The 20,503-nt window shown below is 73.9% G+C and carries 17 protein-coding genes and 1 pseudogene; 12 read left to right on the top strand and 6 right to left on the bottom strand.

All coding sequences use genetic code 11. The annotated features are described in order from the left end of the window. Positions 1 to 349: 349 nt before the first annotated feature. Positions 350 to 2,074 carry an MFS transporter gene (locus tag ACZ6C6_RS22545; RefSeq protein WP_469205067.1) on the top strand — a complete coding sequence of 575 codons (1,725 nt, stop codon included), beginning with the start codon at positions 350 to 352 and terminating at the stop codon, positions 2,072 to 2,074. A 39-nt stretch (positions 2,075 to 2,113) separates the two neighbouring features. Beyond that, the gene (locus ACZ6C6_RS22550) at positions 2,114 to 3,322 is read left to right on the top strand and encodes an acyl-CoA dehydrogenase family protein (RefSeq protein ID WP_469205068.1); all 1,209 of its coding nucleotides are present in this window, start codon (positions 2,114 to 2,116) and stop codon (positions 3,320 to 3,322) included. 15 nt (positions 3,323 to 3,337) lie between these two features. On the opposite strand, the gene ACZ6C6_RS22555 is transcribed toward ACZ6C6_RS22550, so the two are convergent. Next, entirely contained in the window at positions 3,338 to 3,781 is a 444-nt protein-coding gene (locus ACZ6C6_RS22555; RefSeq protein WP_469205069.1) for a cell division protein SepF, read from the bottom strand. 365 nt (positions 3,782 to 4,146) lie between these two features. Between ACZ6C6_RS22555 and ACZ6C6_RS22560 the strand changes: the two genes are divergently transcribed. From ACZ6C6_RS22560 to ACZ6C6_RS22580, 5 genes are all read left to right on the top strand, one after another. Continuing rightward, complete coding sequence (locus ACZ6C6_RS22560) at positions 4,147 to 5,316, top strand: DUF5685 family protein (protein WP_469205070.1); 1,170 nt, start codon at positions 4,147 to 4,149, stop codon at positions 5,314 to 5,316. 435 nt (positions 5,317 to 5,751) lie between these two features. Then, positions 5,752 to 6,717 carry an LLM class flavin-dependent oxidoreductase gene (locus ACZ6C6_RS22565; protein ID WP_469205071.1) on the top strand — a complete coding sequence of 322 codons (966 nt, stop codon included), beginning with the start codon at positions 5,752 to 5,754 and terminating at the stop codon, positions 6,715 to 6,717. Further along, complete coding sequence (locus ACZ6C6_RS22570; protein ID WP_469205072.1) at positions 6,714 to 7,643, top strand: LLM class flavin-dependent oxidoreductase; 930 nt, start codon at positions 6,714 to 6,716, stop codon at positions 7,641 to 7,643. The genes ACZ6C6_RS22565 and ACZ6C6_RS22570 overlap by 4 nt, the downstream gene beginning before the upstream one ends. A 5-nt stretch (positions 7,644 to 7,648) precedes the next feature. Then, on the top strand, positions 7,649 to 8,449 hold the full coding sequence (locus ACZ6C6_RS22575) for a DUF1684 domain-containing protein (RefSeq protein ID WP_469205073.1): 801 nt from the start codon (positions 7,649 to 7,651) through the stop codon (positions 8,447 to 8,449). Between the two features lie 190 nt (positions 8,450 to 8,639). Further along, the gene (locus ACZ6C6_RS22580; protein WP_469205074.1) at positions 8,640 to 9,539 is read left to right on the top strand and encodes a S1 family peptidase; all 900 of its coding nucleotides are present in this window, start codon (positions 8,640 to 8,642) and stop codon (positions 9,537 to 9,539) included. A 65-nt stretch (positions 9,540 to 9,604) separates the two neighbouring features. Here ACZ6C6_RS22580 and ACZ6C6_RS22585 read toward each other — a convergent pair whose 3' ends face one another. From ACZ6C6_RS22585 to ACZ6C6_RS22595, 3 genes are all read right to left on the bottom strand, one after another. Next, a complete protein-coding gene (locus ACZ6C6_RS22585; RefSeq protein ID WP_469205075.1) occupies positions 9,605 to 10,090 on the bottom strand; it encodes a phospholipase in 486 nt (161 codons plus the stop codon). Between the two features lie 137 nt (positions 10,091 to 10,227). Beyond that, positions 10,228 to 10,779 (bottom strand): hypothetical protein, encoded by a 552-nt coding sequence (locus ACZ6C6_RS22590; protein ID WP_469205076.1) that lies wholly within the window; start codon positions 10,777 to 10,779, stop codon positions 10,228 to 10,230. Between the two features lie 11 nt (positions 10,780 to 10,790). Further along, positions 10,791 to 11,813 (bottom strand): DUF3533 domain-containing protein, encoded by a 1,023-nt coding sequence (locus tag ACZ6C6_RS22595; protein ID WP_469205077.1) that lies wholly within the window; start codon positions 11,811 to 11,813, stop codon positions 10,791 to 10,793. Between the two features lie 129 nt (positions 11,814 to 11,942). Between ACZ6C6_RS22595 and ACZ6C6_RS22600 the strand changes: the two genes are divergently transcribed. From ACZ6C6_RS22600 to ACZ6C6_RS22615, 4 genes and pseudogenes are all read left to right on the top strand, one after another. Further along, positions 11,943 to 15,455 carry a DNA polymerase III subunit alpha gene (locus ACZ6C6_RS22600; protein WP_469205078.1) on the top strand — a complete coding sequence of 1,171 codons (3,513 nt, stop codon included), beginning with the start codon at positions 11,943 to 11,945 and terminating at the stop codon, positions 15,453 to 15,455. Next, the gene (locus ACZ6C6_RS22605) at positions 15,452 to 16,537 is read left to right on the top strand and encodes a DNA polymerase Y family protein (RefSeq protein ID WP_469205079.1); all 1,086 of its coding nucleotides are present in this window, start codon (positions 15,452 to 15,454) and stop codon (positions 16,535 to 16,537) included. The genes ACZ6C6_RS22600 and ACZ6C6_RS22605 overlap by 4 nt, the downstream gene beginning before the upstream one ends. A 222-nt stretch (positions 16,538 to 16,759) precedes the next feature. Next, complete coding sequence (locus ACZ6C6_RS22610) at positions 16,760 to 17,653, top strand: esterase/lipase family protein (protein ID WP_469205080.1); 894 nt, start codon at positions 16,760 to 16,762, stop codon at positions 17,651 to 17,653. Between the two features lie 80 nt (positions 17,654 to 17,733). Continuing rightward, positions 17,734 to 18,318: pseudogene (locus tag ACZ6C6_RS22615) on the top strand (class I SAM-dependent methyltransferase); the annotation flags it as partial. A 54-nt stretch (positions 18,319 to 18,372) separates the two neighbouring features. Here ACZ6C6_RS22615 and ACZ6C6_RS22620 read toward each other — a convergent pair. Together ACZ6C6_RS22620 and ACZ6C6_RS22625 are read right to left on the bottom strand one after the other, a co-directional pair. Further along, the gene (locus tag ACZ6C6_RS22620; protein WP_469205081.1) at positions 18,373 to 18,870 is read right to left on the bottom strand and encodes a ribonuclease FAU-1 family protein; all 498 of its coding nucleotides are present in this window, start codon (positions 18,868 to 18,870) and stop codon (positions 18,373 to 18,375) included. Continuing rightward, entirely contained in the window at positions 18,851 to 19,771 is a 921-nt protein-coding gene (locus ACZ6C6_RS22625) for a GNAT family N-acetyltransferase (RefSeq protein WP_469205082.1), read from the bottom strand. The genes ACZ6C6_RS22620 and ACZ6C6_RS22625 overlap by 20 nt, the downstream gene beginning before the upstream one ends. A gap of 69 nt (positions 19,772 to 19,840) precedes the next feature. Here ACZ6C6_RS22625 and ACZ6C6_RS22630 point away from each other — a divergent pair, with 69 nt between their 5' ends. Further along, a complete protein-coding gene (locus ACZ6C6_RS22630; RefSeq protein WP_469205083.1) occupies positions 19,841 to 20,215 on the top strand; it encodes a GntR family transcriptional regulator in 375 nt (124 codons plus the stop codon). Positions 20,216 to 20,503 lie beyond the last annotated feature (288 nt).

Raw genomic sequence — 20,503 nt, forward strand, 5'->3', positions numbered from 1 at the left:
CCCCATTCTTTTCGGCCTGTTATGCGATACCTGTTCGACAAGTAATTCGCTGAAGCTTGCGAAGAATTCCGGGGATCGCGAAGTGTGTTTATCCACGGTGCGGCGGAGCGGAACGGAGGGTGTCAGTCCGGTTACCGTACGGCTTCGGGCGGGGGCTCCCGCGGCGCCGCCGGGCGGTGCGCGCAGTGGCATACGCCACACTCCACCTGGTCGGACGGTATGAGATGGACCACGTGTGGCCCCGCCGAACTCGCGTACGCTGACGGATCACTCGCCCGTCGACGCCGGGCCCGGACACCGCGTCCCGTGGGCCCGCCGAGAGCGAGGGGACCATCTGGGAGGTAGATGCATGTCCGGGACGCCCACCGCCCGAATCCGCCTGCGCGCAGCCGCCGACGGTGCCAACCGCTGGGTCGTCCTGGTCGTCCTCTGCCTCAGCCTGCTGCTCGTCGCGCTCGACGCGACCGTGCTGCACGTGGCCGTCCCCGCCGTCACCGAGGACCTGCGGCCCAGCGCCGCCGGTCTGCTGTGGATCGTGGACGCCTACCCGCTCGTCTGCGCCTCGCTGCTGATCCTCTTCGGCACCCTCGGCGACCGGGTCGGACGCCGGCGCGTCCTGCTGCTCGGTTACGCCCTCTTCGGCGCTGCCTCGGCCGTCGCCGCCCTGGCCGACAGCGCCGGCGTGCTCATCGCGGCGCGGGCCCTGCTCGGCGTCGGCGGGGCGATGATCATGCCCGCCACCCTCTCGATCCTGCGCCAGGTCTTCCCCGACCGGCGCGAACGGGCCGTGGCGATCGGCGTCTGGTCCGCCGTGGCCGCCGTCGGCGCCGCCACCGGGCCCGTCATCGGCGGCTTCCTCGTCGAGCACTTCTGGTGGGGCTCGGTCTTCCTGATCAACATCCCGCTGATGGCCCTGATCCTCCCGGTCGGCCGGCTGCTGCTCCCCGAGTCCCGGGGCAACGACGACGGACCCTGGGACGTGCTCGGCGCGCTGATGGCCGCCGCCGGGGTGCTCGGCGTGGTCCTCGGTGTGAAGCGGGCCGGCACCGGGGAGGGCCTGGCAGACCTCGCGACCCTGGTGCCGCTGCTGCTCGGGGCCGTCCTGCTCGCGGCCTTCGTGCGGCGCCAGAAGCGGCGCACCCACCCGCTGATCGACATCGGCATGTTCACCCGGCCCGCGTTCTCGACCGCCGTCGGCTGCATCGTGCTGGCCATGCTCGCCCTGGTCGGCCTGGAACTCGTCGCCGTCCAGTACCTCCAGCTCGTCCTGGGCCTCAGTCCCCTGGAGACCGGCCTCAGGCTGCTGCCGCTCACCTTCGCCGCGATGGCCGCCGGTGCCACCGGCTCCCACACGCTGCGCCGGGTCGGGCCGCGCCGGATGGTCGGCTGGGGCTTCGTCCTGACGGCCGCTTCGGTGCTGACCCTGACTGTGATGGGCCGCGACGACCGGCCCGTCCTGCTGGCCGCCGCCTTCGTGGCCCTCGGCTTCGGCCTCCAGTCCACGCTGTTCGGCGCGTACGAATCGATGCTCAGCGAGGCCCCCGCCGACCGGGCGGGCGGGGCGGCCGCGATCGGGGAGACCTCCTACCAGCTGGGCGCCGGCATGGGGATAGCGCTCCTCGGCAGCGTGATGAACGCCGCCTATACGCCCGGCCTCGCGGGGCTGCACGCCGACGGCGTCCCCGCGTCCGCGGCGGCCGGGGCCGCCCACTCCCTCGGCGAGGCCTACCAGCAGGCCGCGGCGCTGGGCGGGCCGCTCGGCTCCGTCCTGCGCACCACGGCCCGGGACGCCTTCATCGACGGGCTGCATGTGACGCTGCTGGTCAGCGCGGGGCTCCTGCTGCTCGGGGCGCTGGCCGCGCTGCGGCTGCCCGGGGCGATGGAGTGCGCCCCGAAGCTCTGCGAGCCCCGGGAACCGGTGGAGCGCCCGGACGGCACACCGCCGCGCGAGGCCGCGGACCGGGTCGACGCGCCGCCCCGGGTGCCCGCGCGGCGCCGGCCGGGCGGGGCGGGCCCGGGACACCCTGGACGTCCGGCACCCCGGGTCGTAACGTCGGCCCGGCACCGTAACTAACGCCGCTAGTTTTCGCGCACCCGCCGGAGGCACACCCTCATGTCCACCGCCCCCTCGAAGCTCCCGCCCTTCGACCCCCGGGACCCGATCGGCGTCGACGACCTGCTGAGCCCCGAGGACCTCGCGATCCGCGACACCGTCCGCACCTGGGCCGCCGACCGCGTCCTGCCGCACATCGCCGAGTGGTACGAGAACGGCGAGCTCCCCGGCATCCGCGAGCTGGCCCGGGAGCTGGGCGCCCTCGGCGCGCTCGGCATGTCGCTCCAGGGCTACGGCTGTGCCGGCGCGACCGCCGTCCAGTACGGGCTGGCCTGCCTGGAGCTGGAGGCGGCCGACTCCGGCATCCGCTCGCTCGTCTCTGTACAGGGCTCCCTCGCCATGTACGCCATCCACCGCTACGGCTCCGAGGAGCAGAAGCAGCGGTGGCTGCCCGGCATGGCGGCGGGCGAGACCATCGGCTGCTTCGGCCTCACCGAGCCCGACCACGGCTCGGACCCGGCCGCCATGCGCACGTACGCCAAGCGCGACGGCGAGGACTGGGTGCTCAGCGGCCGCAAGATGTGGATCACCAACGGCTCGGTCGCCGGGGTCGCGGTCGTCTGGGCCCAGACCGACGAGGGCCCGGCCGGCACCGGCATCAGGGGCTTCGTCGTCCCGACGGACGCGCCGGGCTTCTCCGCGCCCGAGATCCGGCACAAGTGGTCGCTGCGCGCCTCGGTCACCAGCGAACTGGTCCTGGACGAGGTGCGGCTGCCGGCCGACGCCGTCCTGCCCGGGGTCACCGGGCTGCGCGGGCCGCTGAGCTGTCTGAGCCACGCCCGCTACGGCATCGTCTGGGGCGCCATGGGCGCGGCCCGGTCCAGCTTCGAGGCGGCCGTCGACTACGCGCGCACCCGGGAGCAGTTCGGGAAGCCGATCGGCGGCTTCCAGCTCACCCAGGCCAAGCTGGCCGACATGGCCGTCGAGCTGCACAAGGGCATCCTGCTCGCCCACCACCTGGGCCGGCGGATGGACGCGGGGCGGCTGCGCCCCGAGCAGGTCAGTTTCGGGAAGCTGAACAATGTGCGGGAGGCCATCGAGATCTGCCGCACCTCGCGCACGATCCTCGGCGCCAACGGGATCTCGCTGGAGTATCCGGTGATGCGGCACGCGACCAACCTGGAGTCGGTCCTCACCTACGAGGGGACCGTGGAGATGCACCAGCTGGTCCTGGGGAAGGCGCTCACCGGCCTGGACGCGTTCCGATGAGCGCCCGGAGGGCGGTCAGCTCTGGTTGAAGAAGCCGTCGGCCGGGCGGCCGACGGCTTCGCCGTTCATCACCTGGGTGTCGGCGGGGGTCAGCAGGAAGACGCGGGTGGCGACGCGGTCGATCGACCCGCGCAGTCCGAAGATCAGGCCCGCGGCGAAGTCCACCACGCGCTTGGCGTCGGCGGAGTCCATGGACGTGAGGTTCATGATCACCGGGACGCCGTCCCGGAAGAGCTCGCCGATGGCGCGGGCGTCCCGGAAGCTGTCCGGGGTCACGGTGGCGATCCGGCGGCCCGTCTCCTGGGCGGTCTCGGAGGCCACCCGCACCCGGGGATCGGTCACCCACGCCTGGCCGGTGCCGGTCCGCGCACCCTCGGCGTACTCGTCGTCGTCGTAGTACCGCTCGTCGTTGTCCTCTACGAGGCCCAGCCAGGCACTCGCCTTGCGCACCGATCCCATGGACGCCTCCTCTCACCGCGGTTCCTTGGTGTTCCGCATCTCTTTCGTATCCCTATGGTCGTCCATGATGCGGATCGTGCGCCAAGGGGATAGGCGGCGCGCAGGGCATTCGTGACGGTACTGGTGCAGAGGATGTGGCGATTCGTCAGGGTTCGTACGGTTAAAGGGCCCTGAAGAAAGAAAATATGATGTCCGGGCCGTACGGGTGACATGGGGGACGTACGGGTGAACCGGACGCTGGGTACGATGCCGTCGCGTCCGCGCCCGAGTGCGGCGCATACGCGAACGAAACCCGGGGGACGGCCGTGTTCGGAATAGTCAGGCCCTGTACGCATCGCCTCTCCGAGAGGCTCAAGACCGAGTGGATGGCCCATCTCTGCGGGCTCTGTCTGGCACTCCGCTCCGACCACGGGCAGTTCGCCCGGGTCGTCACCAACTACGACGGCCTGATCGTCTCGGTCCTGACGGAGGCTCAGGCCGAACGCACCCCGGGCCAGCGCCGCACGGCCGGCCCCTGCCCCCTGCGCTCCATGCGCACCGCGCCCGTCGCGCGCGGCGAGGGCGCCCGGCTCGCCGCCGCCGTCTCGCTGGTCCTCGCCTCGGCGAAGGTGCGGGACCACGTCGCCGACCGGGACGGCCTGTTGGCCCGCCGCCCGGTCGCCGCGGCGGCCCGCCGGGTCGCGGCGAGCTGGGACCGGGCCGGGGCGCGCACCGGTGCCCAGCTCGGCTTCGACACCGCGGTCCTGGTCGACGCCGTCGACCGGCAGACCGGCATCGAACTCCTCGCAGGCCCCGGCACTCCGCTGCTGACGGTCACCGAACCCACCGAGACCGCCACCGCCGCGGCCTTCGCGCACACCGCCGTCCTCGCGGGCAAGCCGCACAACGCCGGACCGCTCGCCGAGGCCGGACGCCTCTTCGGGCGCCTCGCGCACCTGCTGGACGCCGTGGAGGACCAGGAGGCCGACGCGGCGGCGGGTGCCTGGAACCCGCTCACCGCGACGGGCACCTCGCGCGCCGAGGCCCGGCGGCTGGCCGACGACGCGCTGAAGGGCGTACGGCTGGCGCTGGCGGACGCGGAGTTCACCGACGGCCGGCTCGTCCATGTGCTGCTGACCCACGAACTGCGGCGCTCGGTGGACCGGGCCTTCGCCACGGACGTCTGCTCCCACCGGTCCGGCGGACTCCTGACCGCGTCCGGCGGACCGTCAGGAACGGCGCCCACGGGCTCCTTCGGGCCGCCACCGGGCAATCCGTACGCGCCCACGGGGCCGGGCGGACCCTCCGGGCCCCGGCCGCCCGAGCCGCCGCGCGACCGGCGCGGACTCGTCATGGGCTGCCTGGTGTGGGCGGGGCTCGCCTGCACCTGCCAGATGTGCTGCGGCACCTTCGAGGACCCCTGGTCGCGTCAGCGGCGCGAGGGCCTGTGCAGTCAGTGCGACTGCGGGGACTGCTGCGACGGCTGTGACGCGTGCAGCAATTGCTGCGACTGCTGCAGCTGCTGCGACGGTTGTGACTGCGGGTGCGACTGCTGAGGCGGTGTCACCTGGACGTCGTCACCCCTGCGTCCCGCTCCGCGGCATGGCGGAGCGGGACGCGGCGAGGGGAGGGTGTGCTGCTGTGCCGGATGTGCGAGGGCGCGCCTGGACAAGGGTGGGGCGGGCGCGGGGAGCAGGGCGTCGGCTCAACAGGAACAGGACCACACGCGACCGAAGTCGATGTGGGAGCGCTTGACCAGCCACTGCTGCGATTGCATGGCCCCAGTGGAACAGCCATCCGATGACCCGTCAACTGCCCTGATACGTACTGCTCACAGTGTGGACAGGCTTGACAGCCGGCCTCCGGCACCGCTTGTCTCGGGGCAGGACCGGGCTGAGGGGCCCGTCCGCCACGCTTCACGCTGCTGCGATTCCGCGTCTCGCGCCGAGGGCGCGCCCCGTGTCCGATCACCGTATCCACGGAGCCTCCGCATGCACGCGCGTACATCCGCATCCCGTCCTGCCCTCCACCTGGCCGCCGAGATCGGTGGCCCGCCCCGGTACGACGCCGCCCACCACACCGGCCTCGCCCGGCTCGCGGAGGGCGGCGCGCTCGACTTCGTCACCCTCGGCGACTCCTACGCCCGGCCGGGCCCCGACGCGCTCGCCGTCCTGGCCCGGGTGGCCCCCGCCACCCGCCGCATCGGCCTCGTGCCGACGGTCACCGCCACCCACACCGAGCCCTCCCGCCTGTCGTCCGCCGTGGCGACCCTGGACTGGGTCAGCCGGGGCCGGGCGGGCTGGCGGCTCGGGGTGTCCGCGACAGAGGCCGAGGCCCGGCTGTTCGGCCGCCGCCCGGCCGCGTCCGCCGACGCGCTGTGGGACGGGGCCGGGGAGTGCGCGGAGCTCTGCGCCCGGCACTGGGACCACTGGGAACCGCCCCAGGGCCACCCCGTCCTCGTCATCGACGGCACGCCCGAACCGGCCAGGGCGGCCGCCGCCCGCCACGCCGACGTCGTCCTCGTGCGGGCCGCCACCCCCGAGCGGACCGCCGCGATACGCGAGGACGTGCGCCGCCGCGCCGCCGCGCACGGCCGGGATCCCGACGCGCTGCTGGTGTTCGCCGCGCTCACCGTCGACCTCGGCGACGCCGAGACGGCGCCGGAACCGGGGCTGGCCGACGAGCCGCCACCGGCCGACCGGGGGACCTACTACCGGGGCGGCCCGGTCGACTTGGCCGCGCTGATCACCCGGTGGTACCGGAGCGGCGCGGTCGACGGCTTCCACCTCACCCCGATCACCCCCGGGCGCGACCTCGAACGGATCGTGAACGGCACGGTGGCCCTGCTCCAGCACCGCAGCCTGTTCCGGACGTTCTACCCGGGCGGCACCCTGCGCGAGCACCTGGGGCTGGCCCGGCCCGCCCGCCGGTACGCATCCGCCGGGGCGCGCGCATGACGGCCGCGCGGCCCCGCCGGATGCACCTCGCCGCGCAGGTCCCCGGCGCCGGGGAGCGGGCCGGGTTCGCCTCGTACGAACAGCTCGCGCGCACGGCGGAGCGGGGCCTGTTCGACTTCCTGCTCGTCGCCGAGGGGGCGGCCGGCGGGCCCGACGCGCTCACCGTGCTGGCCGCCCTCGCCGCCGGGACCGACCGGCTCGGGCTCGCCGCCGGTACCGCCCTCGGGGAGCCCTACGAGCCGGCCCGCCGCCTCGCCACCCTCGACCACCTCAGCGCCGGCCGGGCCGCCTGGCACGCGCACCCCCCGGCCGGCGGGCACCCGCGCGCCGCCGAGTGCGTCGCCGTCGCGCGGGCGCTCTGGGACTCCTGGGCGCCCGACGGCACTCCGCGCCCCGTCGCCCGTCACGGGCGGCACTTCGCGGTGGAGGGCGAGTTCACCGTGGAGCGCTGTCCGCAGGGCCATCCCGTCACCGTGCTGGCGGGCGACTCGCCGGAGGACCGGGAACTCGCCGCGTCCGCCGCCGACATCGTTCTCCTCCCGCACACCACGTTCGGCGCCGCCCGCGCCGACTACGCGGAGGTGAAGGGACGGCTCGCGGCCCACGGCCGGACGCACGACGAGCTGAAGGTCATGCTCCGCGTCGGCTTCGTACTCGACGCCGACGACGCCGATGACACCGACGCCACCGACGCGCGGGAACCGTTCACCGGCAGCCCGGCCGCTGTCGCCGCGCTGCTCGCCGGGTACGTGACCGAGGGCGCCGCCGATGGCTTCGTCCTCGTGCCGCACGGTCCCGGCGGTCTCGACGGCTTCGTGGACCGGGTCGTTCCGCTCCTCCAGGACCGAGGGGCGTTCCGCCGTACGTACACCGGCTCGACGCTGCGGTCGCACCTCGGGATCACCGCGCCCGTATGGAAAGGTTGACCACCATGAGCACGCACGCACAGCAGCAGGCAGCGCGGGACTGGGAGCATTGGCACGAGGAGCGGACCGCCACGGTCTCGGCGCCCCACGGTCCGCTCTCCCTCACCGGGACCCACTGGCTCGCGGATTACCCGGAGGGGCGAATTCCGGCCGTCCCGGGCCGGTGGCGCGAGGAGGACGGCGCACTGGTGCTCGACGCCGCCCCGGAGGACGGGCTGACCGTCGACGGGAAGCCCTTCGCCGGGGAGGTCCGGCTCGGTGCCGACCGGGGGCCGGTCGGCGCGTCCCGGGTGGCCCACGAGGGGCGCAGGCTCGTCGTGCTCAGCCGCGAGGGCCTGTGGGCGGTCCGGGTCTTCGACCCCGAATCGCCCGCGCGGCGTGCCTTCCGGGCGATCGAGGCGACCCCGTACGACCCGCGCTGGGCGGTGCCGGGCACCTTCCGCCCGTACGCGGACGCGCGGACCGTCCGGGTCGAGAACGCGGACGGTGTCGAACGCGGCCTCGGGCTCGCCGGGGAGATCGCCTTCGAGCTGGACGGGGCCCGGCACACGCTCCAGGCCGCCGTCGAGCCGGACGGGTCGCTCTGGGCCGTCTTCGCCGACGCCACCAGCGGGAACAGCAGTTACCGCTTCCGGTTCCTGCGGCCCGCCGCGCCGGACGCCGACGGCGCGGTGACCGTGGACCTCAACCGTGCGCTGCTGCCCCCGTGCGCCTTCGCGGACCACTTCATCTGCCCCTTCCCGCCGCCCGGCAACACCCTTCCGGTGGCCGTGGAGGCGGGGGAGCGGCAGCGGGTCGACAGCTGAGGGGTCTGCCGGGACCTCAGGCCAAAAGGCACCCTTGCGCGAGAAGGTTGACGCCTTGAATACTCCCGAGCAGCGCTTGTCAGGGGCACGGCATATCCGGAATGCGGACGGATGGCCGTGTGCCTGACTGCGCCTCACGGGCCCGACCACCCCACAGGCGGGCCCCCGATTCCCCTCGGGAGGAATGACAGTGAGGATCAAGCGCACCACCCCCCTCAGCGGTACCGCCAGACGCAGCAGGATCGTCGCCATCGCGGCGGGCCTGGTGGCCGTAGGCGCCCTGGCCGCCCCCACCGCCCAGGCGAACTCCACCGGAACGTACAGCGCCAACCAGCTCGCCGCCGCCAGTGACGCCGTACTCGGCGCCGACATCGCGGGCACCGCGTGGAGCGTCGACCAGAAGACCGGGAAGGTCGTGGTCACGGTCGACAGCACGGTCTCCGCGGCGGAGATCAAGCAGATCAAGGACTCCGCGGGCGGCAACGCGGGTGCCCTGCGCATCGAGCACACGCCGGGCAAGTTCAACAAGCTGCTCTCCGGCGGTGACGCGATCTACGCCCCCGGCTGGCGCTGTTCCCTCGGGTTCAACGTCCACAGCGGCAGCACGTACTACTTCCTGACCGCCGGTCACTGCACCGACGGCAATCCGCCCTGGTACACCAACTCCTCGAACAGCACCTACATAGGCCCGACGGTCGGCTCCAGCTTCCCGGGCAACGACTACGGAATCGTGCGCTACGACAACACCGCGCTCGCCCACCCGGGCACGGTCGGCGGCGTCACCATCACCGGTGCGGCCAACGCCACGGTCGGCATGTCGGTGACTCGCCGGGGCTCCACGACCGGCACCCACAGCGGCTCCGTCACCGGGCTCAACGCCACGGTCAACTACGGCAACGGTGACATCGTCTACGGCATGATCAAGACCAACGTGTGCGCCGAGGGCGGCGACTCCGGCGGTCCGCTCTACTCCGGCAGCAAGGCCATCGGCCTGACCTCCGGCGGCAGCGGCAACTGCAGCTCCGGCGGTACGACGTTCTTCCAGCCGGTCACCGAGGCGCTGAGCGCCTACGGCGTCACCCTGAACTGACGCCCGGTCCCGTACGGACACATGGCCCCCGGTCCCGCCGGGGGCCATGTGCGCGCGGGTGCCGGTCAGCCTCTGCCCGCACCCGCCCCGGCCGGTGCCACGCCGAAGATGTCCACCGCGTGGTAGTACGTCCAGGCCGTGGCGTCGCACGAGGTCCGCTTGGCGCCGGAGTAGGCGGCGCACACGCGCTTGAGGTCCGCGTAGAGGGCGCTGTCGAGCCGGGCCTTGTTGGCGGAGAACGTGCCGGCGGCCTTGTAGTTGCGGTACCCGAAGTCGTGGCGGGCGCAGGCCGTCTGGAACGGGAAGCCGAAGGGGTTGTCGGGCGAGGTGCTGCAGTAGTCCGTCGACCAGTCGAAGCCGTACGCGGACCAGGCGCCCTTGTTGTTGCGGGCGGAGTTCCACGCGTTGTAACTGGCGGCGCTCGTCTGCGTCCAGGAGCTGAGGACCTGGGGCTTGTCCGCGGGGGCCGCCGAGGCGGACGCGACGGGCAGCAGGGCGAGCGGGAGCGACAGCCCGAGGGCGGCGAGCAGGGTGGCGACGCGACGGCGCATGAACAACCTCCGTGGGGAGAGGGGCAGTTGGACCGTCCTCGCGGATGTGCGAGGTCGCTCCAGAATGCCGCCATGCACCTGCCGTGCCTAGGGGCGTGTGGTGGCCGACCGGTGCTGTGCGCCGTGCGGGGTACGTGTCAGCGGGCGTGCCGCTGCCCCAGCAGGCGGGCCTGCTCCCTCTTCAGTTCGGTGAAGCCCTTGCGTGCGTACGCGGCTATCTCCCGGCTGGGGAACGACACCACCGAGAGGTGCTGTTCGTGGTTGCCCCGCGACCACCGGGCGGCCGTGATCTCGTAACCCGAGACATGGGCGCACAGCTGGAGCAGGAGGGGCGGCATCACCGGCTCGCTCAGGAGGTCGGCGTGGGCGAGGACGAGATCGCGCATGGCCCGGATGTTCGGGAGGAAGACGGTCGTGACCCACAGCCGCCACTCGGTGAGTTCCTCCTCGGTGGGCGGCGTCTCGTGGTCGAAGGGGGACCTGCCGTCGGGGCGGGCGTTGCGCTCCAGGAACGCGGCGAAGATGCGGCTGTTGGCCTCGGTAAGGGCGAACAGGGGGCCGTAGAACTCGCCGAGCTGGCGGTTCACCCGGGCGAGGCGTTCCTGGCGCTGGGCGAGGCGCAGCCCGTTGAGATAGGTGAGGGCGTAGCCCACGAACGTGAGCCCGATGGTGACGGCCAGAGTGATCATGGGGGCCGATGCTAGTGGCGGGGCGCCTCCGCCGTCGGCCGGTCCGGGGTCCTGCGCATCGCCGTCAGCAGCGTGCCCGCCGTGCCCGCCACCGCCCACGCGGACAGGACCAGGAGGGGGCCGGTCACCGCGTTGCCCTGGAAGTACGCGATCGAGCGGGCCGTCCAGGTCGAGGCGCCCGGCGGCAGGGCGGGGCCGATCGCGCGCCAGAAGTCCGGCAGCATCGGGAGCGGGAAGGCGCCGCCCGCGCTCGGGTTGCCCGCGATGACCACGATCAGGACGGCCAGGCCGATGCCGACGATGCCGGTGAGCCCCTCCAGGGCGAGGGTGATCATGCCGACCGCGAAGACGGTCAGCGCGCCCAGGCCCGACAGCCCCCAGAAGCTGCCGGGGAGGGCGCCGAGGGCCGGGCCGATGATGAGCGCGCCGCCGATGCCGCCCGCGATCGCGTACAGCGCCATGACCCCGGTCCGGATCAGCGCGCGCTGACGGTTGGCGGGGCGGGTGCCCGCGCTGATCGCCAGGATCGAGGCGCACAGATAGCCGCCGACGCACCAGCCCACCGCCAGGTAGAACGCGGACAGCCCGTCGAAGTCCTGGCGCGAGGCCGGGGCCACGTCGACGGCGCGCACGGTGCGCCGCTGGGCCGCCTCCGCCTCCTTGACGATCTTCGTGAGCGAGGTGGCCAGGACGGTGCCCCCGCCGGAGGCGACCAGCACGGTGTCCCTCGTGCCCCGGGGGTCCACGATCAGGGCGCCGTCGATCTCGCGGTCGAGGATCTGCCGGCGGGCGGTGGCCTCGTCGGAGACCGTACGCGGGTCGAGCGGCCCGCCCGGGAGGCCGTCCAGCTGTGCGACGAGCCGGGCGGACGCCTGCTGGGGCGCGACGACGCCGAAGGGGACGTCCGTCGGCTTCGGGTGGTGCAGCGCCCCGATGTAGGACGCGATGAACAGCAGCTGGAGCGCCAGCACCCCGATGACGAGCAGAGCTGCCCGGGGAGTGACGGCGTTCCTCACCTCGTCGGCGAAAGTCATGCCCCCACGCTCCGGGCTGCCCCTCGCGCGCGCAGTCGGGGCGCGGCCGAACGGCGGAAGGAGAGGGGTGCGTGACCGGGGCGGACCGGGCGGGCGCCGAGTATCGTACGAGTGTTCGAAACTTGGTTTATGGTGGAGAGCGAGGGGGTGGCCAGCGCGTACGAATCGGTTCAGGAGGTGCAGGTGCCAGGGTTCACGCATCTGCATACCGCCTCCGGGTTCTCCCTGCGGTACGGGGCCTCGCACCCGGAGCGGCTGGCCGAGCGCGCCGCCGAGCGCGGCCTGGACGCCCTCGCGCTGACCGACCGCGACACCCTCGCGGGCGTGGTCCGGTTCGCCCGGGCCTGCGAGCGGGAAGGGGTGCGCCCGCTGTTCGGGGCGGACCTCGCGGTGGGGCCGGTGCCGGGGGGCGGGCCCGCCCGACGCCCCCGCACCCCCGCCCGAGGAGGTGCCTTTGTCGATGAATCGGCGCCCCGGGCCACCTTCCTCGCCCGCGACGGCGCCCTGGGCTGGGCCGAGCTGTGCCGTCTGGTCACCGCCGCCCACGCCGCCGTCCCCGAGGGCGGCCGGCCCCTGGTGGACCGGCCCGCGCTGCCCGCCGAAGGGCTCGTCGTGCTGCTCGGCCCCGCCTCCGACGTGGGCCGGGCCCTGTCGGCGGGCCGCCCCGACCTGGCCGCCGCCCTCCTCGCCCCCTGGCGCGAGCTGTACGGCGACGGCCTGCGCCTCGAAGCCGTCCACCACGGGCGGACCGGCACCGGGCCGGGTTCGCTGCGGCTCGCCGCCCGTACCCTCGGCCTCGCCGCCGAGCAGGGCGTACGGGCCGTGCTGACCAACGCCGTCCGGTACGCCGACCCGGGACAGGGTCCGGTCGCCGACGTGCTCGACGCCGCCCGCCGGCTCGTGCCCGTCGACCCGCGCCGCGCCCCGCTCGACAGCGGTGAGCGCTGGCTCAAGGACGCCCGTGCGATGGCGGAGACCGCCGAGCGGATCACCTCCGCCGCCGGGCTCGGCGCCGGTGCCGGGGCGCGGCTGCTCGCGGAGACCCGGGACACCGCCGACGCGTGCGTGGTGGACCCCGGGGGCGACATCGGCCTCGGCTCCGTCCACTTCCCCGAGCCCGGTCTCGTCGGCGCGGAGCGGCGCACCGCCCAGCGGGTACTGGCCTCCCGCGCCGCTGCGGGCATGGTGCTGCGCGGCTACGACCGCAGGCCCGGGTACTGGGACCGGATGCACCACGAGCTGGACATCATCGCCCACCACGGCTTCGCCTCGTACTTCCTGACGGTCGCCCAGGTGGTGGACGACGTGCGCGCGATGAAGGTGCGGGTGGCCGCCCGGGGCTCCGGGGCCGGTTCGCTGGTCAACCACCTGCTGGGCATCGCCCACGCCGACCCGGTCGAGCACGGGCTGCTGATGGAGCGCTTCCTGTCCAAACGCCGATTCGTGCTGCCCGACATCGACATCGACGTCGAGTCGGCCCGCCGCCTCGACGTCTACCGCGCGATCATCGACCGCTTCGGCGCCGAGCGGGTCGCCACCGTCGCCATGCCCGAGACCTACCGGGTGCGCCACGCCATCCGCGACGTCGGCGCCGCGCTCTCCATGAACCCGGCCGAGACGGACCGCCTCGCCAAGGCGTTCCCGCACATCCGGGCCCGCGACGCCCGCGCGGCCATGGAGGAACTGCCCGAACTGCGCGAGGTCGCCAGGACCAAGGAGTCGTACGGCAGGCTGTGGGAGCTGGTGGAGGCGCTGGACGCACTGCCGCGCGGTGTCGCCATGCACCCGTGCGGGGTCCTCCTCTCGGACGCCTCGCTGCTGCGCCGCACTCCCGTCGTGCCCACCAGCGGCGAGGGCTTCCCGATGTCCCAGTTCGACAAGGAGGACGTGGAGCACCTCGGGCTGCTCAAGCTCGATGTGCTGGGCGTACGGATGCAGTCGGCGATGGCGCACGCGGTCGCCGAGGTGAAGCGGGCCTCCGGGCGCGAGGTGGACCTGGACGCCGTGGAGCCGGGCGATCCGCGCACGTACCAGCTGATCAGGACGGCCGAGACGCTGGGCTGCTTCCAGATCGAGTCGCCCGGCCAGCGGGACCTGGTCGGCAGGCTCCAGCCGGAGAACTTCCACGATCTGGTGGTCGACATCTCGCTGTTCCGGCCGGGCCCGGTCTCCGCCGACATGGTCCGCCCGTTCATCGAGGCCCGGCACGGCCGCGCGCCGGTCCGCTATCCGCACCCCGACCTGGAGGGCCCGCTGCGCGAGACGTACGGCGTGGTGGTCTTCCACGAGCAGATCATCCAGATCGTCGACATCATGACCGGCTGCGGCCGCGACGAGGCCGACCGGGTCAGGCGCGGGCTCTCCCACCCCGAGTCCCAGGCCCTGATCAGGGTCTGGTTCGCCCAGCACGCGGCGGCGCGCAAGTACGACGCGGAGGTCATCGCCCGCGCCTGGGAGATCATCGAGGCGTTCGGCAGCTACGGCTTCTGCAAGGCGCACGCGGTGGCCTTCGCCGTACCCACGTATCAGTCGGCCTGGCTGAAGGCGCACCACCCGGCGGCCTTCTACGCCGGGCTGCTCACCCACGACCCCGGGATGTACCCGAAGCGGCTGCTGCTCGCCGACGCCCGGCGGCGCGGGGTGCCCGTGCTCCCGTTGGACGTGAACCGGTCGGCGGCCGCCCATCGAATCGAACTGGTGTCTGAGGAAGGGGAGGGGGCGGAGCGCTGGGGCCTGCGGCTCGCGCTCTCCGACGTGCACGGGATCAGCGAGGCCGAGGTCGCCCGGATCGAGGCCGGTCAGCCCTACAGCTCACTGCTGGACTTCTGGCAGCGGGCCCGCCCGGGAAAGCCGGCTGCCGAACGGCTGGCCCAGGTCGGTGCGCTGGACGCCTTCGGGGCCAACCGGCGCGATCTGCTGCTCCACCTGTCCGAACTGCACCGCGCCCAGCGCGGCGCGGGCTCCGGTGCGCAGCTCCCGCTCGGCGGCGGGCACCGCACCGCGTCCGCGGGCCTGCCCGACCTCAACGAGGCGGAACGGCTCAGCGCCGAACTGGGCGTGCTGAGCATGGACGTCTCGCGCCACCTGATGAGCGATCACCACGCCTTCCTCAAGGAGCTCGGCGCGGTCTCGGCCAAGCGGCTGCGCGAGGCGCGGCACGGGGAGACCGTGCTGGTCGCGGGCGCCAAGGCGGCGACCCAGACCCCGCCCATCCGCTCCGGCCGGCGGGTCGTCTTCACCACCCTGGACGACGGTACGGGCCTGGTCGACCTGGCCTTCTTCGACGACAGCCACGCCGCCTGCGCGCACACCGTCTTCCACTCCTGGCTGCTGCTGGTGCGCGGGGTGGTGCAGCGGCGCGGGGCGCGCAGCCTGAGCGTGGTCGGCGCGGCCGCCTGGAACCTGGCGGAGCTGGCCGAGCTGCGGCGCACCGGCGGACTCGACGCGGTCGCGGAGCGGCTGGCGCAGGTGCCCGAGGCCGAGACGGAGCCGGAGGCGGAGACCGGGTCCGGTGACGACGGGCGGCGCATCCGGATGCCCACCGGTTACGAGATGAACCCCTGGGCGGACCTCAAGCCGCCCGGCGAGGGGCTGCCCACCGGAAGGAAGCTGTGGCACCAGAGCCCGGGGAGCGCGGGATGACCGGGGCTTCCGTGGCTTCAGGGGCTTCAGGGGCTTCAGGGGCTTCAGGGACCTCCGGGGCGGCCGGTGCCTCCGGGGCGGCCGGGGCCTCCGGGGCCGACGTCCTCTGCCTGCGGTTCCGGCGGGTCGGCGGCGGGCCTCCGGACGCCGCCGGGTACGCGGGGCTGCTCGCCCTGCTCGGCTCGTTCACCCCGGTCGTGGAGGCGGCGCCGCCCGACGGGGCGCTCGCCGATGTGCGCGGCGCGCTGCGCTACTTCGGGCGGGACGTGCGGGGCCTGGCCTCGGTGATCCGGGTCCGCGCGCTGGCCCTGCACGGGGTCGACTGCGCGATCGGGGCCGCCCCGAACCCGATGCTGGCCCGGATGGCGCTGCGGCAGGCCGCGCCCGGGACGACCTTCGTGGTGCCCGCCGACGGGGTGGCCGCCTTCCTCGCGGACCGGCCGGCCGCCGCGCTGGACGGCGTCGGGGCGGCGACGGCCCGGACGCTGTGCGGGTACGGGCTCGACTCCGTCGGCCGGATCGCGGCGGCCCCGCTCGCCACCCTGCAACGGATCACCGGGACGCGGACCGGGCGTGACCTGTGGGAGCGGGCGCACGGCATCGACCGCACCGCCGTCCGGCCGAACGCGGCCGCCCGCTCGGTCGCCGCCGAGCGCACCTTCCCGCGCGACGAGCTGGACCCGGAGCGGCAGCGCCGCGCGCTCATGTCGCTCACCGAGGAGCTGGGGGCGCGGATGCGCGGCGAGGGGCAGGTGTGCCGCGCGCTCGCGGTCTCCGTGCGCTACGCCGACCGCGCCGGCTACTCGACGCTGACCCGGAGCCGTACCCTCCGCGAGCCCACCGCGCACTCCGCGGAGCTCACCGCGCTCGCGTACCGCATTCACGGCTCGTTCGGTCTGCAACGGGCCCGGGTACGGGGGATCGGGCTGCGCGCGGAAGGGCTGGGCGAGGCCGGGAGGGCGGCGCGGCAGCTGAGCTTCGACCCGGTGGACGAGCGGGCCCGGCGGATCGAGGCGGTCGCGGACGAGCTGCGGGAGCGGTTCGGCCCCCGGGCCGTGATGCCGGGGCGGCTGGCGGCCTGAGCGGTGCGCGCGAGGCCGTGCGGGCCCCGGGCCGGTCGCGTGATCCGGCCACCCGGCCGCGCCCGGGGGCCCCGCGGACTTTTTACCGACGCGTAACTTCCCAGCGAACCCTACTCGTGCGTAATTTGGCATGAGCACGCAGAACATCAGCGGAAACTTGTGGTCCGGGCCGCAGGGTGCACAGACATCGCAACTCCCTTGAGCCGCAAGGAGACCCCCACGATGCTGCCCTGGACCCGTGCGTCGCGCTCCCCACGCGCCCGCCGGACGCTCGCCGCCCTGCTTCTCGCCGTCGCCGCGGTCGCCACCCCCACGGCGACCGCGGCGGCCGCCCCCGCCACGGCGACGGCCGCCACCTCGCGCGGCTGGAACGACTACTCCTGCAAGCCCTCCGCCGCCCACCCCCGCCCCGTCGTCCTGGTCCACGGAACCTTCGGGAACTCCGTCGACAACTGGCTGGTCCTCGCCCCCTACCTGGTCAACCGGGGCTACTGCGTCTACTCGCTCGACTACGGCCAGCTGCCCGGCGTGCCGGTCTTCAACGGCCTCGGCCCGATCGACAGGTCGGCGGGCCAGCTCGCCGCGTTCGTGGACAAGGTGCTCGCCTCCACCGGCGCCGCCAAGGCGGACATCGTGGGCCACTCGCAGGGCGGCATGATGCCGAACTACTACCTGAAGTTCCTCGGCGGAGCCGCCAAGGTGAACGCCATGATCGGGCTCGCCCCCGACAACCACGGCACCACGCTGCTCGGCCTGACCAAGCTCCTGCCGTACTTCCCCGGCGCCGAGTACCTGCTCAACGCCGGTACGCCCGGACTCGCCGACCAGGTGGCCGGATCGCCCTTCATCACCAAGCTCAACTCCCTGCCGGACACCGTGCCCGGCGTGCACTACACCGTCATCGCGACCCGGTACGACGAGGTCGTGACCCCGTACCGGACCCAGTTCCTGGACGGGCCGGACGTGCGCAACGTCCTGCTCCAGGACCTGTGCCCGGTCGACCTCTCCGAGCACGTGGCGATCGGGACCATCGACCGGGTCGCCTACCACGAGGTGGCGAACGCCCTGGACCCGTCGCACGCCACCCCGACCGACTGCGCCTCGGTCATCGGCTAGACCCGTGACGCCTCCGTCCCGGTGAGGTCCGTCCTCGCCGGGACGGGGGCGTTGTCAGTGGCGGCTGACACGATCGGATCATGACGACGACCGACTGGGACTCCCTCGCCGACACCTTCGACCAGGAGGCCGACCACGGGCTCCTCGACCCGGTGGTCCGCGCCGCCTGGGCGCGGCGGCTGGAGAGCTGGCTGCCCGCCGCACCGTCCGACGTGCTCGACCTCGGCTGCGGTACGGGGAGCCTGTCCCTGCTCGCGGCCGGCCGGGGCCACCGGCTCACCGGTGTGGACAGCTCGCCGCGCATGGTGGAGCGGGCCCGCGCCAAGCTGGCCGGCACGGACGCCGAGGTGCTGGCGGGGGACGCGGCCCGGCCGCCCGTCGGCGAGCGCAGGTTCGACGTGGTCCTCGCCCGGCACGTGGTGTGGCTGATGCCCGACCCGGCGGCCGTCCTCCGCCACTGGGCGGGACTCCTGCGCCCCGGGGGCAGGCTGGTCCTGGTGGAGGGCGTGTGGAACGGGACCGGCCTCTCCGCCGAACGCCTCACCGCGCTGCTCGCCCCGCTCACCGAGCGCGTCCACCACGAACGGCTCTCCGGCGACCGTGAGCTGTGGGCCAAGGACGTGGACGACGAGCGGTATGCGCTGGTGGCCCCCGTGCGCGGGCCGGCCGCCGCCGAGGAGACCGGCCCGGGGCCGATGAGCGGTGGGTGAGACCGGCGCTCAGGTCAGGCGCGGGGTCAGGCCCTCCGGCGAGCGGGCCAGCCGCTCCAGCTCGTCCAGCGCGGCGGCTGCGGCCCTCGCCGCCTCCGGGTCGCGCACGGCCAGCCCGCTCGCGGCGAACTCGTCCTCGTCCAGGCGCAGGATCTCCGAGCGGTCGGCCGACACCCACAGGTCGAGGTCCAGGTCCTCCACGACCAGCTCGCCGTCCCGGAGCACGGCCGGGCGGGTCACGTCGCAGTACCAGCCCTTGAGTTCGCCCGTGCCGGAGCGGACCTCCTTCACCGCGAACCAGGCGTCCCGCCAGTAGTGCTCGGTGAAGACGTCGCCCGGCTCGAAGCGGACGAAGCCGAAGTCCCGGACGCCAGGGGCGGCCCAGGGGGCCCGGACGGTCACCCGGGTGCCGTCGTCGGCGACCGGGGCCGCCGGATACCTGATCTTGGTCTTCCCCGCCTTGACCAGGACGACGGTCAGAGCGGCGTCAGCCGAGCCTGCGGGCATGGCGTACCTCCGTGGCGCAGATGGCGTAGCCGAACCAGCGGTTGATCGCCAGCATCGGCCCGTTCCCGGCGTCGTTGCCGGTGTAGGCGTCGGTGCACCCGGCCGCGCGCGCCCGGTGCAGCGAGTCGTTCTTCGCGAGCTTGGCGAGGCCGCGGCCCCGGTACGCCCGCCGGGTGCCCGTCATCGCTGACGCGTAGCGGCCCGCCCCGTCGGTCCGGGCGGCGCTGAAGGCCGCCACCTCGCCGTCGGCCAGCACGACCGAGGTGAGGTGGTGGTCGAGACCGGGCGCCCGCCAGGTGTCGGCGAGCCATTCCTCGTAGTCCTCGAATCGGGCAGGCGTGTCGCTGGGCTCGTCGGCCGTGGTCTCGGCGTCCGCCTCGAAGAGCGGGCGCGGATCGTCGGCGAAGTCGGCGCCCGTCCGCAGCTCGACACCGGGCGGCAGCTCCTGACGGGGCGGCAGCGCGCCGTTCGCCAGGTCCAGATGGAGGAAGTGGGCCGGCCGGCTCGGTGTGTAGCCGTGCTTCGCGGCGAACGCCCGGTCGCCGGGCGTGTCCGGGACCCAGGCGTAGACCGTGGTGGCCCCGACCAGGGCCAGATACTCCTCGGCGGTCCGCAGCAGCAGCGTGCCCGCGCCCCGGCCGGTCCGCTCCGGATGGATGTACGGATTGCAGAAGGCCGACCCCGGCTCCGGGCTCTCATGGGCCAGGCCCACCTGCGCCGTCCCGATGATCTCGCCGTCCTCCTCGGCGACCAGCATCCGGTACCGCCGCGCCGCCGGGGCTCCGGCGAGGTCGGCCACGGCCTGCTCCGGCGTGGTGATCATGTACGGGAGGGCGGCGCGCCGCACCCGCACCCACCCCTCGGCGTCGTCGGGCCGGAAGTCACGTACGAGGACAGTCATGCGCCGGACGCTAGCCGCGCCGCCGACCCGACCGCCTCCCATTTTCCGCCGGTGGGGGACAATCGGCCCGTGACCCTGAAGATCGCCGTGGATCCGGACTCCGGCACCGCCCCGTACGAGCAACTGCGCACCCAGATCTCCGAACAGGCCCGTTCAGGCGCGCTGCCGGTCGGCTACCGGCTGCCGACGGTGCGCGGCTTCGCCGAGGAGTTGGGGCTCGCCGCCAACACGGTCGCCAAGGCGTACCGCGCGCTGGAGGCGGACGGCGTCATCGAGACCCGCGGCCGCAACGGCACGTTCGTCGCCGCCGCCGGAGACTCCGCCGATCGCAACGCCGCCGCCGCGGCCCGCGCGTACGCGGAACAGGCCCGCCGCCTCGGCCTCTCCCGCGCCCGCGCCCTGGAACTCGCCGAGGACGCGGTGCGCGCCGTCTTCGCGGACTGAGCAGGGGCTAGGAGACCCGCCCGTCCCGGACCCGCACCACCCGGTCGCAGCGCTCCCGACTCGCTCTCCGATGTCTGCGGCGGAATCACCCGGTTCTGGGCCGCGCCCCGGCAGGCGCCGGGGTAATGGCGTGGACCAATGGAGTGGACCATCCGCCCCGGAGTGCGCCAACCCCTGTGTGCGTGCGCTGAGTTGAGCGGGTGGCCGGTCATGAGCGCTTCGGCAGAAGCTCACCCTTTCGACTTGGCATGAACACTTCCGGAAAGGGCCTTCGCGCTGCTACCACTG

Source organism: Streptomyces sp. NPDC041814 (assembly GCF_055590565.1).

Coding starts and splice junctions, on each gene's coding strand:
- ACZ6C6_RS22625 (WP_469205082.1), bottom strand. CDS start 19,771: ATGACTGTCCTCGTACGTGACTTCCGGCCCGACGACGCCGAGGGGTGG.
- ACZ6C6_RS22555 (WP_469205069.1), bottom strand. CDS start 3,781: ATGGGATCGGTGCGCAAGGCGAGTGCCTGGCTGGGCCTCGTAGAGGAC.
- ACZ6C6_RS22590 (WP_469205076.1), bottom strand. CDS start 10,779: ATGATCACTCTGGCCGTCACCATCGGGCTCACGTTCGTGGGCTACGCC.
- ACZ6C6_RS22605 (WP_469205079.1), top strand. CDS start 15,452: ATGACCGGGGCTTCCGTGGCTTCAGGGGCTTCAGGGGCTTCAGGGGCT.
- ACZ6C6_RS22560 (WP_469205070.1), top strand. CDS start 4,147: ATGGCCCATCTCTGCGGGCTCTGTCTGGCACTCCGCTCCGACCACGGG.
- ACZ6C6_RS22620 (WP_469205081.1), bottom strand. CDS start 18,870: ATGCCCGCAGGCTCGGCTGACGCCGCTCTGACCGTCGTCCTGGTCAAG.
- ACZ6C6_RS22610 (WP_469205080.1), top strand. CDS start 16,760: ATGCTGCCCTGGACCCGTGCGTCGCGCTCCCCACGCGCCCGCCGGACG.
- ACZ6C6_RS22585 (WP_469205075.1), bottom strand. CDS start 10,090: ATGCGCCGTCGCGTCGCCACCCTGCTCGCCGCCCTCGGGCTGTCGCTC.
- ACZ6C6_RS22575 (WP_469205073.1), top strand. CDS start 7,649: ATGAGCACGCACGCACAGCAGCAGGCAGCGCGGGACTGGGAGCATTGG.
- ACZ6C6_RS22545 (WP_469205067.1), top strand. CDS start 350: ATGTCCGGGACGCCCACCGCCCGAATCCGCCTGCGCGCAGCCGCCGAC.
- ACZ6C6_RS22570 (WP_469205072.1), top strand. CDS start 6,714: ATGACGGCCGCGCGGCCCCGCCGGATGCACCTCGCCGCGCAGGTCCCC.
- ACZ6C6_RS22550 (WP_469205068.1), top strand. CDS start 2,114: ATGTCCACCGCCCCCTCGAAGCTCCCGCCCTTCGACCCCCGGGACCCG.
- ACZ6C6_RS22565 (WP_469205071.1), top strand. CDS start 5,752: ATGCACGCGCGTACATCCGCATCCCGTCCTGCCCTCCACCTGGCCGCC.
- ACZ6C6_RS22600 (WP_469205078.1), top strand. CDS start 11,943: ATGGTGGAGAGCGAGGGGGTGGCCAGCGCGTACGAATCGGTTCAGGAG.
- ACZ6C6_RS22595 (WP_469205077.1), bottom strand. CDS start 11,813: ATGACTTTCGCCGACGAGGTGAGGAACGCCGTCACTCCCCGGGCAGCT.